Here is a 13,333-nt window from a genome sequence, read left to right on the forward strand (position 1 = left end):
AATACCTACCTGTCACGATTGTAACTCCTTTGATAAAGGATTTAAGCCATTCGAAATTGAAACCCATATAAATCCTTATCATGAAGCATTTGATGATTTTTATAAATTTGAAATATCATCAGTAGCTCAATTGGGTGAGCCTGTTGATAAAATTAATATCATCAAGATAGGTAAGCCACTGGATATTTCTTTAAATGATATTAAGCTCATTGAAAGATATTCTACCTCATTAGATGAGGTAGAGGCTTTTGTAAGGTACTTTAATGACAATTTTAAGAAGTATATTGGAACTGAATATGAAGGTACTTTTATAGAGTCTTTTTTTTCTTTAAAAGGTGTTCCTAAAAAAAGAAAGGATATTCTTAAAACTTCAAGGGGAAAAATGTACAGAGACCTTCTGAAAGCTCTTGATATAAATAATATTATGGGAATAAATTGATTCAACCAAAATATATAACTACTTATATAATTTTGATTGACTGTTTCGTGTAAGCAATGTGAAGATAGCTAGTATTAGATCTTATCAATTATAAGTTGTTAATGTGATGTTTGACCTTCCTTTCAGCCAATTCCATTATTTGCTGAAGGATTTGAGTACTTTAGATTCTCGTGTTGTCCCAACTCATTAATGAATGTCCCATGGATATATAATCAGGAACTTACCACAGGCAGCATGGTCACCACAAGACACTCTTTATCGAGTAACTCTTGTTAGTAGGTTTTGACTCTGTTACCACCAAGTTATTCAGGTAATGCTGCAACAGTAAAATGTTTTGGGCTAGTGAAGCAATAAAATGTAAATAATATGGAATGTACTAACAATTTTTTATCAAAGCTTGTGAGGCTACTCAATACCAGAACTTAATTCTAATACATTAGTAGTAAAAGGCTTAATATGTTCACTATGCTTTTTCAAATTCCAAGTGAATAAGCCACCACAGTCTTCTAATTTACTACAGCTTTGGCATTCTGGCATATAGCTGTTCTTCCAGTCAGAAATGGATTTTCTAGCATACTGCCAGAGGTTCTCTGGAAGCACACACAACTGAGAATTATAAATTGAAACATGTAGCCCTTTATTAGCCAGGAATTCCACAGCTTCCCCTAATTCTTTATTATAATCCATAGGATCTATCCAAAGCTTGTCTATATTATGGGGAGTATATCCAACATATTCCAATCCCATAAAAGCGACATGCTCTACAAAAGGTAAATTTTTGTAAATGTATTTAGCTAATTTAACTAAACGAGGAATCGATAATTTATGTAATACAACCCTGATTTCGATTCTTTGGTTATATCTTGCAAGATTGTGCAGACCGGCTATTGTTTGGTAGAAAGCATCCTTCGCCTGAACAATATAATCATGTACTTGATAATAGTCTGAATAAACAGGTATGCCTAACATGAGCCTATTGTTATCAACCTGGCTAAGCCTATACGCCATATGATCCCAGGCAAAGGACCTTCCATTAGTTAATACATGGATTTCAGTATCTGGCAACTCATGCTTTATTTTTTCGAGCATGTCAAAGAATAACTCTCCCATAAGAGTAGGCTCTCCACCAGAAATCCCGAGTTCGACACAGTCTTTCGGAATTAGAGGTATTAGCTTCTTATGTATACCATATAGAAAAGATACATCATTTTTATCTCTGGGTGGCTGCGAACACATTAGGCAATTACTATTGCACCGTTCAGTTGCCAATAAAGTATTATGATAGGAATCAACTCTATAAAGGGTATGAATATTGCCATCAGCGCCAACAGAAACAATATCTCCTTCAGTTAAATGTTCAAGCGTAGGAATCTTAAGAACAACACTACCATTGTCAAGGTCATAGATATCATTCTGTTTGCTGAGTATTCCTAGATGGGCTTTATCTGGGTAAGCCTGAATCTCATCATCAACAAGTAAAAAAGAATCAGAAGTTAAGTTTTCCGGTAATCTTGTTACCTTACCTACTAAGGTTTCCTCAATATTGATAGATACTCCTTTGGTTTTTAAAAGCATAGTTTTTGATTCTTAATGATGAGATATCGCTCAATAGGACACTTCAAATTGAAATGCAAAATGTGTTTTAGAAAATTACTGAATCCAGCTTTCGAACACGGTTCTAATTCTCTTATCGCTTTCCATCAATTCAATCAGATACCTGATAATCTCCATGTTCTTTTGACAAAAAGAGCTTGTTGGCCTGTAACCAGAGATATCACCTTGAGTTGACAAATTGTGAACAGGATCGGCACCACAGTAAGATTGAAAAGCGCATTCAGAACAGCCTGGTAAATTTTCATTTGTTGACGCTTCAGCAATCCAGGCAGCTCTTTCTCCATAGAAAATATCTTCATAGGAATGGGTGTCTAAATGACCTAATTTGAAGGAGAAGTCATTCATTTCGGCAAGCATGCGGCTTTCATCTGTTGCATAAACACTACCTTCATAATTGAAAACAATTACATTGTTTATAGCGCCAGCTGGTGAATTCAGATCTACATACCCTACAGGGAAAGGTGTAAGTATCTTCTTCAAAATTATTGATGCGTAATCTTCAGAAAAGAATTCTCCCTTTAGATTATAATCAATAATGTGATGTAGTGCTGTCTTATAAAAGGCTATAAACTTTTCAGTTTCGTACTTGTTTTTCCTTTCATTTTTTACTGCAAAACCATAGGGCGATATAGGTCTAAGGAAGATACTTTTAAAACCTAAGCGATAATACTCATCAACAATTTCTTTAGGATGTTCAAGAGACAGATTTGTTGTTGTCATTAAGGCAGAAACCCTGCTCTTCCCAAGTATGCTTCTTGACAGTTCAATCCCTTTTATCGCTAATTCATAGCTATTACGACCAGGCCGCTTTCTATTCTCATTATGAATAAATGCTGGGCCGTCTAATGAACTGGAAATTAAGATATCATTCTCTTTGCAGTATAAAAGGATCTCTTCTGTAATAACCGCAAGATTAGTGCAAATCACATAAGTTACTTTTTTGTTGAAGACTTTAGCAAGTTCTTTAGTCCTTTCAACTGCATATACAATATTTTCGAATGCAAGAAGCGCTTCTCCTCCCTGAAACTCCATTGTAACATGAGAATTAGGGGATCGCATCATAAGATCTATACCCTTATTGATATGCTCAATAGACATATCATATTTTCCCTTATCCTGAGTTACTCGTGATACTTGGCAATAATGACAAGTATGCTCACATCTCAGAGAGACGACGAAAATATGCAATGAGGTAAAGTCGTCAAGAAAGGATTTCTTTGTCCTATACCTGGTAGCTAACACATCTATCAGAGGAGATACTTTTTCTTCCGATATAAAGAAATTAGAGAGAAGATCACCATACAGCTCTTCATCTGAATCCTTGAAAATTTGTCTTTTCACAATTTTTTCAAAGGTCCCATTAGGAAGAATTAAATAATCGCCAACTTCATTAACAATTATCTCTTTTTCGGGAGTTAATCTATGAAAACGAAAAGGCAACAAGAAATAATCTTTCTCAACCTGCCTATCATAAAGTTCTAACCCTTTAAATTTTCTTGTTGACTTTTCTTTTTCCATTTTATGCCACTTCTATTTCGTTTACATCAAATCCGACAGGATCTGATAGCGTTCCAACCGGCTCCTCATCAAATTCACCGTTAGAGAATGCTTTAGCCACTAAAAGGTCTCTGATATTTTTTGTTTCCTTTGTAACGATATCCCTTAAATTGAAATCAATCAGATCCCGTTCTAACTTCAAAAGATAGAGTTCAGCTTCTTCACTACTAATATTTATAGTGGAAATGGGCTCCAGTGTAATTCGGTAAGTTTCACTGTCAGCAAATGCCACAGATGTATGAAATTTATCACCGTACCAATAGAGACATTTAAAGATGCCATCCTTAGAATACAAAGAAGTATCTGCAAAGACAGTTATTACACCATCTTTGATAAAATTTTTGGTAGCCATAAAAGAAATACAGTTTAGCTAAATCTTGACGATGAGTAATGTGATCTATGAGAGCTATGAGAACTGTGTGAGCTGTGAGATCTATGGGAGCTATGTGAAGCTACAAAATGATTATCTCCGGTAGCCAAATTTAATTTCAAGACAGGCATTGGTTTAGTTTTTCCAGTTGTCCGTAATGAAATTGTGTTGGAATTCGTGTTTTCAAATTCACTAACTGTAGGCGCTTCAGCGCTCATCCCAGTTATAGCTGCGAGTGCAGCACCAAATATAGCTGCAGTTTTTGCAACTAAGCCTAGTCTTTTGCCTTTTTTGTTATTCTCCATAGTTTTAATATGCTTTTAATTAGTTCAACAATGTACGGTTACTAACAGATATTAGCAAAATAAAATGCTTATTTTTTTACAGTTTTATATCACATTTATTAGAGAGCCACTTTAAACCAATTAAAGTGTTCAACGAAGCATGTTTTGTGGCTTTCTCCAAAACCATAACTTACCTGTGCCAATTTATGATTTGAGCTAGAACTTTAAGAGAAATGCGTTTTACAGTGGCGGAAAAATGTGCCAATTGAAAAGCTGTAGCTTCCATTTATGCAGTTGTTAAACTGCATATTTGTTTTAGTGTAGGAGTAATGCGGGTGAAATTGACTCACTTGGTGAAAGTATTTTCGTCCGTCTTCTCCAAATTCAGCAACAAAACTGCATCCAATCTCAAACCAAGCAGCATACGAGGAGGTTATATCGGTTTTTGAGCGTTCTATTTCGGTAATACAGGCTTCGACCTTGGTCCTAACAGATGCAGTGCTGTGGATATGAGCTTTAAATTTATAGGGAGGGAAAGGTTTTGGCTGCCGGTGAAACTCATAACGGACACACACAGAAGCTTGATGATTTATGTAAGGCTCAGGATCAAAACTATAGCCCCTTAAACTACATACATTCTTCGGTTTTACATCTATTGCTATTCCAAACTGTAGAAAGCTTTTTCTTATAGATTCGAAGTGCTGGCTATGTCTATCTGTGTAGGCAATCGGAATAAGGCCCCAGAAACCTTGCCCGGACACCGAGAGACCACAGTAGGCAACATTGGGGATGTTACTAATTTGTTGTTTTAATTCAAAAAAATTCCTGATATGGTTGTTTTCTTTCAAGTCAATGTCAAACTGGATCAAGCCGCTATGTTGGATAAGACTTTTTTGATCCCTATAAGAGAACACTCCACTTGGAGTTACTGCGGGAAGCCTACTTTTTAGTTTATCTCGATCCGACTTATTTTCAGTCAACCTAATCTGTTCGACGTCTTTCCTGTACTGGTTTGAGGTGAGCCAGGTAAGTAGATTTACCGTTACTGGGTTGGAAGGCGTATTGTAGTTCTGAAAGCAACTTACATCTACATCCAGTATTGATTTTTTATTTCTGTTCCGTTCCATTTCTGGAACGGAACAGATACTGTTGCCTATTGCTTTATCCATCGGTACACAGTTGAAGAGTATGTGGGGGACCCAAACACGATCTTGGCAATCTCTCTAAAGTTAGTAACCCCTTTGTTGTACAGGTCAAAACATTCCCGCTTTTGCGAAAGCCTGACTACATCCTTGTCTTCGCTTTCATCAAAGATGGGGGTTTTAGAGCTTGGAAGTTGTTCATACACATCGATGGTATGTATGAACAGCGTTTTAATAATCCGCAACGCGTTCTCAAAATCTTGGTCCGTGCAGATTACTTCGAGCGGCAGATACCCCTTCTCATAGGCCCTGCTTATACTCAACTGCATAGCAATGCGAAAGCAAATCATACCCATTCTGTTCACAGTACCGCCCAGATTGATACTTACAAACTCCCAAAAATCGTTTTTCTGCTCTTTAAAGTATTTTAGGAATTTAGCCTCCTGATGTGGTTGCAGCTCGAAAAGTATCGGGTCTGTGAGGGTATCCAGCCTGTCATGCAGCTCCTTGAAGTGGAGCCCCATATCGCTGAAATACTTGCTGTTTCCGTTCTTTCTCTTGTCAAAAACATTGTTGAAGGATGGGGTAGCGTAAAACTGGTAAAAGATGAAGCGGCTAAATAAGCCATTCTCAGCACTAGGAATAAGCCTTAGAAGCTGATCAGTGGTGCTTGAGAGTACCACTGACAAGGCAGGAACAGTAATTTCCAAATCTTCATTATTGGTGCGCCTGAAAAGGCTGATGGGTTCGTGTCCGAAGGCCTGACGCAGTACATCCGAAAAGCCACCATGGTCTTGTTTGATGGCTTCCACCAAGGTGTCTGCCTCTGTTTCAAAAAGAGTGCCCCGTCCGTTGCTTCCATTGATGATCTGCAGCATGCCAGATTTCCCGATATTCGCAGGAATAAAGTGTTTTTCAAGCGGTGGCGGCGTGGGCTCTTCCGGTATATTCTCCAGCTTCCCGCTTTCAAACATCTTTGCTTCTTTTTTATAGCGTGCCAGCTCATGCTTGTACTCCCGAGCTCGCTCCTTTGATCTATCCACCTTCTCCTGATGGATGGCGCCCGCAATTTTGCGGGCCAGCATCAGTCCACTTTTGCCCTCACCGTACGGACCAAGGATGTAGGTGTAAAGGTTCGCACCTAGTTTCTTCCCGCCGTAGTAACCGTAATAGTTTGGCAATACTCCGCTGACCACGCCAAGTAGCCCTACCAGAACCACGTCACGCTCATTAGGGTCCTCTATTTGTTTACACAATAGTCTGTAGAGTTCAGGTAGGTTCTGAAAGACTTCATCCGGAAACCTCTTGCCGGTCTCTTTTTCCTGCCCGTTCCATTTCTGGAACGGAACAGGATTGTTTAAATCAGTGCCAGGGTTTATGTGTACGGTGGTAATAAGATGACTATCACCCTCTTTGTCATTAATAGGTATATAGTTCTTCTTTCCGCTGCCAATTTCAGGTGCATTTTTATCTAGTATTTCAGTTTGCATATCTGTCAAATTAAAGGGTGAAAGAAATCTGCTTCCAATGCATCATCCCAGAACTGTAATGCCCGCACCTTCTTGTCATCAAGGTAATATTGGCCACAAGAAGTTTTAACATGATCTTTGCCCGAGATGACTCTCTCAATGGTTAACTTTATCGATTGCAGCACTTGAGTTACAAGTAAATACTCATGATTCTCTTCAACCTGGTCGGAAATAAACTTAGCCGACTGTATCAACCGCTGAGCTTTCTTGTAATAGCCCCGATAGTCGCTTACCTTTACATAGGATTGCCCCATGTGAATGGAGGACATGTTGTTGACATATTCGCTGTACTCAAGCATAAACAGCCACGCTTGTGCAGTTATGTTCTTTATTTCGGCAAGGGTATAGGTTTTTGCTACTGATATAGGTGTCATATTTGCGCTATGAAGGTCTTTTTCGATTCTTTCGCCTATATCAAAAGGTGTATCACTCCATATATCTTCATCTGTATCGCCTGTATCACCAGATGAATAGGGGAGCTTACCAGGGAATGTATCACATGTATCATACACCTTATCAATCTGCGTAACCAGCTCTGCACTATTATCTGTAACACTAATTTCCTGCAACTTTTTTAGAATGCGCTGTACCTTAGTTTTGTCAATGCCAATTTCATTGGCTATTGCGCGAATGGAATAACCATTCTCGTGCAATTCTTGCACTTGCTGCTCTAAATAATTTAGCTTCATAAAACAGATGATTAAAGTTTGGAAGGTCTTTTCGTGGAGATTTTCACACTTTGCTCTATCTGACTCTGTGTTTTCTTTTCACCAGAGTTTATCCATTCTAAAAGTTGGGATCGTTTGAATCGAAGTTTGTGCCCCTTTTTAAAGTACGGAAGCCTTGACTTGTTTACAAGTCCATAGATGGTGGAAGGAGCCAAATCTAACACTTCGGCCGCTTGCTGCACATTAAGGATTTCAGGAAGGTTTGCCTGGTCTGGCTTCGCATTCTGTATAAACTCCAGAATACGGGGTAAATTGTTGCTGAAGGCTAAGTCGATTAATTCGCTTAGCTGGCCATCGGTGGCTACGATAATTTTGTTCATTGTGATTATTTTTTAGTTTAATTATACCACAATGATAGGAGGGGTAAAAGAAAGGTACGGGAAAGACCTTTCTTTTACCCTTGCTTTTTAATGGCTTAAGCTATTGATTATATTGTCTATACGTTTTTTTATTATATTGTTTTTCGGGTTTATACCCTTGCATTTAACGGAATGTAAATTCTTAGTGCGTTTTCCGTGAAAAACAAAGTGCTTGCCAACTGTAGTTGCAGATGATGTGTCATTATCGCCTGTGTAGAAGCCAGAGTGGATGTACTTTGTTAATTTGTCGAGTAGATAAAATACGTAGCCTTTTTTAAGTAAAAAATTAATTGGCGGTTCGGTAGGGTAACCTTCAAAATGCTTAGCGAAAGTAGAATACTCAATTTCAGCGATAATTTGTTCTTTAATTAGGGACTTGTACAGTACTTTAAGCTTTGCCTGGCTTTGGCTCCATACCATTGAAGTTATATCTAAAGCATTGTTTTTTTGAGGTTTTTTTTGTGAAGAACTACTGTTTTTTATTTCGGTAATTCTGCTAATTAGGTATTCAAACATATGAGGAGAAAGGTATTGTCCAGCGAGGCTTTCAATATGCCTTTCTAACCAATTAACATCATGGTATAGCTCAAGCATTGTGAGTTTAGAATTCTTGATAATTTCCCTGAACTTTGCCTTAGTTAATTTTTCAATTACATGCGTTGCTTGGGGACCTTTAAAAACCCTATCTTTTACCTTGGTTAACTCTTCTTCCAGATACTTTATTTCTTCATCAGCTCCAAGGGTGCCTACTGTATGCTTTAGCGTTAGCTCTATTCTCTTCTTTTGAAGTCTAAAAAACTCATTCTTTTTTTTGATGACTGCTTTATAAAGTTCATCAAACAATTTCTCATCATCCTGAGTCCATTTGGTGTTTTTGTCCATCTACTTTTTCTTAAATGCTAACAAGCTATCTGAGAATTGCTTTTTGATTTCATCTTCAAAGGAGTCGAGGTAGTGTTCAGTTGTTTTAGAGTCCTGATGGCCGAGAGACTCCTGAATATATTCTTTTGAAGCGCCGCTTCGCTTAAGAACAGTACTGAAGGAATGGCGGGCAACATATGTAGTAAGATTGATATCTAGTTTTAAATCATCTGCCATACGCTTCATATATGTATTGATATTTTTGGTAAGCTGATTGATAATTTTCCGCTCCTGTACTGGGTCCTTACATCCGTTTAAAAAGGGAAATATAAAATCATCAGGTCTAATTAATCTGTTACCCCACTTCCTAATTATTTTCTGTGCTTCTTCCGGTATTATGAATTCAATAGGCTTAGGGTCTATTCTTGTAGTTCTTTTGGTTTTGGCTCTATAGAAGGAGACTTTGCCCTTTGTGATGTTCTTACCTTTTAAGAGACAAATATCTTTTATATTCATTCCATTACACAAATAGCTAAAGAACCAAAGGTCACGGGCTTTCTCTTCGGTTGTACCCTCTTTAACAGGGTAATTATATATTTTTTCAATTTGAGTAAGATTTAGCGCTTTTTTTACATTCCTTCCTTTTGGAATAGTGTAACGCCTGGTACCAAATGGATACTGTTCTGCTGAAATAATACCTGCTTCTTTAGCTTCATTTACAATAGTTCTTAAACTTCGTAAATAGAAGCCTATTGTCGTTAATGATTTGTCTTTACTCAACATCCAGTTCTCGTACTTTTGTAGAAACTCAGGAGTGACTTCATCAAAAAGAAGCACTTTTTTAAACTTTGATAAGGAGCTTAAGGCATTTCCATAGCTAAGAGCTGTAGTTACACGGCCTTCTTCTTCCAAAGATTTGATATAAGCTTCAAATGCACTGTATACATCGTGTTTATTTCGGTTTGACTTAAAACGCTTCTCGAATTCAGCAAAGGAAAAAATAGGCAAGTCTTTAATCAAATTTTCCGCTTTCTTTTCAATAGATTTTAACCCTTGTGCAATCTCCTTGAATGGTGAGCGTGGTTTAGAACTAAAAACTTTATTCCATTCTTCAGTAGTGAGCGCAACAGCTTCATCGTCTACAATAGTTGCATAATATTTAGAACGTCGATTATAGGTTATTCTTAATTTGGCGGGAAATCTGTTGTCAATTTTCGCTCTACGGGAGTCTAAAACTATGGTGGCTGTAGCGTTCATTTCTTTGTTAATTTGAGAAACAATTTGAGAAACAAATGAACGTAAATGTTGAAACTAAAACAAACCAATCAGAATAAAAATTGCTTAAAAATGCTGATTTTAGCTATTTAAAGCATTAATAATAATTTTAACTAAAAATAGAAAAAGGCGCTTGAAATGACTCATAATCAGTAGGTGCCTGGTTCGATTCCAGGTGGGCCCACTTGAACATCAAGCACTTACATCGTCTTTCGAAGTAAGTGCTTTTTTTATGTAGCATTTGCCCGCATACTACCTGTTTGAAGCTTGTAAATTCAGGAAGCCAATTTTTTCAGTCGCTAAAAAACTTACCTGCTGTTTCTATTTCCTTTCAGCTGTTGCCACTAACTATTAAATACTTGTCCTACCGGATTTGGTAGCTACTAATTCAAAACGATGCTTTTTTAGAGCGTCATGTAGATCTGCGATCAGCTACGACCTCGCAGCGTCTTCAAGACCTGCGAGTGTCTTGTTATAGTAGTATCCAAAACTCTGAACACCTGCTTCCATTCAAAAAGGGTAGCGCCTGGCATATGAGTTTAATATATTACTGCAGAGAGACGCTCGCAGGTCTTGAAGACGCTGCGAGGTCGTTGCTGCTTCATAGGTGTTTTTGATAATTCCATTCGTGTAAACTAAAGCAAACCACTATTTAACTAACTCCCGATAATTATATTACAATCAAACTTGTAATATATTCAAGAATAGTGGTAATTGGATACATGAAGTTCAAACATGGAACAGCTATAACGCCTGGTTTCCTGTTTATCAACTTATCCCTACTAATAATCAATATCTTACATGAACACCACCGTACATAATAAACTTGTTTCCTTTATCTGGTCCATAGCCGACGATTGCCTGCGCGACGTGTATGTGCGTGGCAAATACCGCGATGTCATCCTGCCGATGGTGGTGCTGCGCCGACTGGATGCGTTGCTGGAGTCTACCAAAGAAGCCGTGCTGGAAGAACTGGCCTTTCAGCGGGACGAGGCCGGGTTTACCGAGTGGGACGAGAACGGACTCCGGGAAGCATCGGGTTATGTTTTTTACAACACCAGCGAATGGACCCTGCAGCGGCTGCACGATACGGCTACCAACAGCCAGCAGATGCTGCTGGCGAACTTCGAGGATTACCTCAATGGATTCAGCACCAATGTGAAGGAAATTATCGAGAAGTTTAAGCTCCGGAGCCAGATACGCCACATGGCCTCTAAGGATGTGCTGCTGAACGTGCTGGAGAAATTCACCTCGCCCAACATCAACCTGACGCCTTTTGATAAGACAGACCCGGACGGACGCAAGCTGCCAGCCCTGAGCAACCTGGGCATGGGCTATGTGTTTGAGGAGCTGATCCGGAAGTTTAACGAAGAGAACAACGAGGAAGCCGGGGAGCACTTCACTCCAAGGGAAGTAATCGATCTGATGACCCACATCATCTTTGAGCCGGTAAAGGACAGCCTGCCGCCGGTCATTACCATTTACGACCCGGCCTGCGGTTCAGGCGGTATGCTCACCGAGTCGCAGAACTTTATCAAGGACGAGGACGGGGAAATACGCGCTACTGCCGATGTGCATTTGTTTGGCAAGGAGATAAACGACGAGACTTATGCCATCTGTAAGTCGGATATGATGATTAAGGGCAATAACCCGGAGAACATACGGGTTGGCTCCACCCTCAGCACCGACGAGTTTGCCGGGATGCACTTTAACTTCATGCTGTCGAACCCGCCTTACGGCAAGTCGTGGAGCAGCGAACAGAAGTACATCAAAGACGGCAAGTCCATTATCGACCCGCGCTTCCTGGTAAAGCTGAAGGACTACTGGGGCAATGAGGAAGATGCCGATGCCACGCCCCGCTCTTCGGACGGGCAGTTGCTCTTCCTGATGGAGATGGTGAACAAGATGAAGCCGCTCCACCAGAGCCAGCAGGGTTCCCGCATCGCCTCGGTACACAACGGCTCCAGCTTGTTTACAGGCGATGCAGGCGGAGGCGAAAGCAACATCCGCCGCTACATCATCGAGAACGACTGGCTCGAAGCCATTGTGCAGCTGCCCAACAACCTGTTCTACAACACTGGCATTACCACCTACATCTGGATACTGAGCAACAGCAAAGCATCGCACCGTCAGGGCAAAGTGCAGCTCATCGATGCCGGACAGCTCTACCGCAAGCTGCGCAAGAACCTGGGCAACAAGAACTGCGAATTCGCGCCGGAGCACATCCGGGAGATTGTACAGGTATATGAGGAGATGCAGGCCGTGGAGCGCGAAGGCGACGAAGGCATTGCTGCCAAAGTTTTCGACAACAGCGACTTCGGCTACTACAAAGTAACCATAGAGCGACCGAAGCGCCTGAAGGCACAGTTCACCGCCGAGCGCATAGCTGAGCTGCGTTTCGATAAATCGCTGCGGGAGCCGATGGCCTGGACGTATGCGGAATTTGGTGAGGAAGTTTATACCAACCTTGCCCGGCACGAGAAGGCTATCCTGGACTGGACCGAAAAGCAGGAACTTAACCTGAATGCCAAACAAGCCAAAGCCCTGGTAAACAAAGCCACTTGGCAGAAGCAGCTGGACCTGCTAAACACGGCTACCGAACTCATGCAGGCCATTGGCTCTGAGGAGTACAGCGACTTTAACCTTTTCCGGGAGCAGGTAGAGGCCGCCCTGAAAGCCAGGAAACTGAAACTGTCTGCCTCCGAGAAAAACGCCATCCTGAACGCCGTAAGCTGGTACGATGCCGCAGCAGAGAGAGTGGTGAAGGGTGTAGCAAAACTTTCGGGCGAGAAAATGGTCAGGCTGCTCGACCACCAGGGCTGCACCGAGCAACAGCTGGCCGACTACGGCTACTTTGCCACCGGCAAGTCAGGCGAGTACCTGGAGTACGAAACCGAAAGCGACCTGCGCGATACGGAGAACGTGCCGCTGAATGAAAACATCTACGATTACTTCCTGGACGAGGTGAAGCCGCACGTGCCGGAAGCCTGGATTAATCTAGACGCCACCAAAATAGGCTACGAAATCAGCTTTAACAAATACTTCTACCGCCACAAGCCGTTGCGTAGCATCGAAGAAGTAAGTAGCGATATTCTGGCGCTGGAAGCCGAAAGCGATGGCCTGATAAGGGAGATTTTAACCTTGGTTTGAACCATGATTTTTTTGATTTTGGGAA

12 protein-coding genes are annotated in these 13,333 nt (G+C 40.5%); 2 read left to right on the plus strand and 10 right to left on the minus strand.

Going from position 1 to position 13,333, the window contains the following annotated elements:
- A partial coding sequence (locus DCW36_RS22525; RefSeq protein ID WP_164891060.1) for a hypothetical protein occupies positions 1 to 439 on the plus strand: 439 nt, incomplete at its 5' end.
- Between the two features lie 405 nt (positions 440 to 844).
- Here DCW36_RS22525 and hxsC read toward each other — a convergent pair.
- The 10 genes from hxsC to DCW36_RS07555 form a co-directional block, all read right to left on the minus strand.
- On the minus strand, positions 845 to 2,014 hold the full coding sequence (gene hxsC / locus DCW36_RS07510; protein WP_114783279.1) for a His-Xaa-Ser system radical SAM maturase HxsC: 1,170 nt from the start codon (positions 2,012 to 2,014) through the stop codon (positions 845 to 847).
- Positions 2,015 to 2,089: 75 nt separating this feature from the next.
- The gene (gene hxsB / locus DCW36_RS07515; RefSeq protein ID WP_114783280.1) at positions 2,090 to 3,571 is read right to left on the minus strand and encodes a His-Xaa-Ser system radical SAM maturase HxsB; all 1,482 of its coding nucleotides are present in this window, start codon (positions 3,569 to 3,571) and stop codon (positions 2,090 to 2,092) included.
- 1 nt (position 3,572) lies between these two features.
- Complete coding sequence (gene hxsD, locus DCW36_RS07520) at positions 3,573 to 3,962, minus strand: His-Xaa-Ser system protein HxsD (RefSeq protein WP_114783281.1); 390 nt, start codon at positions 3,960 to 3,962, stop codon at positions 3,573 to 3,575.
- Between the two features lie 14 nt (positions 3,963 to 3,976).
- The gene (locus tag DCW36_RS07525; RefSeq protein ID WP_125185469.1) at positions 3,977 to 4,285 is read right to left on the minus strand and encodes a hypothetical protein; all 309 of its coding nucleotides are present in this window, start codon (positions 4,283 to 4,285) and stop codon (positions 3,977 to 3,979) included.
- A gap of 203 nt (positions 4,286 to 4,488) precedes the next feature.
- The gene (locus DCW36_RS07530) at positions 4,489 to 5,433 is read right to left on the minus strand and encodes a BT4734/BF3469 family protein (protein ID WP_114783282.1); all 945 of its coding nucleotides are present in this window, start codon (positions 5,431 to 5,433) and stop codon (positions 4,489 to 4,491) included.
- Entirely contained in the window at positions 5,418 to 6,896 is a 1,479-nt protein-coding gene (locus tag DCW36_RS07535; RefSeq protein WP_114783283.1) for a DUF3987 domain-containing protein, read from the minus strand. The genes DCW36_RS07530 and DCW36_RS07535 overlap by 16 nt, the downstream gene beginning before the upstream one ends.
- A 5-nt stretch (positions 6,897 to 6,901) precedes the next feature.
- Entirely contained in the window at positions 6,902 to 7,624 is a 723-nt protein-coding gene (locus tag DCW36_RS07540; RefSeq protein ID WP_114783284.1) for a hypothetical protein, read from the minus strand.
- Positions 7,625 to 7,635: 11 nt separating this feature from the next.
- Positions 7,636 to 7,983: a helix-turn-helix domain-containing protein gene (locus DCW36_RS07545; protein WP_114783285.1), complete on the minus strand. Its 348-nt coding sequence runs from the start codon at positions 7,981 to 7,983 to the stop codon at positions 7,636 to 7,638.
- 87 nt (positions 7,984 to 8,070) lie between these two features.
- Positions 8,071 to 8,904: a hypothetical protein gene (locus DCW36_RS07550; protein WP_114783286.1), complete on the minus strand. Its 834-nt coding sequence runs from the start codon at positions 8,902 to 8,904 to the stop codon at positions 8,071 to 8,073.
- A complete protein-coding gene (locus tag DCW36_RS07555; protein ID WP_114783287.1) occupies positions 8,905 to 10,140 on the minus strand; it encodes a tyrosine-type recombinase/integrase in 1,236 nt (411 codons plus the stop codon). It abuts the gene before it with no gap.
- Between the two features lie 819 nt (positions 10,141 to 10,959).
- Between DCW36_RS07555 and DCW36_RS07560 the strand changes: the two genes are divergently transcribed.
- Positions 10,960 to 13,308, plus strand: coding sequence for a type I restriction-modification system subunit M (locus tag DCW36_RS07560; RefSeq protein ID WP_114783288.1), 2,349 nt, complete (start codon positions 10,960 to 10,962; stop codon positions 13,306 to 13,308).
- The last annotated feature ends 25 nt before the right edge of the window (positions 13,309 to 13,333 follow it).

The sequence above is a fragment of the Botryobacter ruber genome (assembly GCF_003347595.2).
GTDB classification, from domain to species: Bacteria; Bacteroidota; Bacteroidia; order Cytophagales; family Hymenobacteraceae; genus Pontibacter; species Pontibacter ruber_A.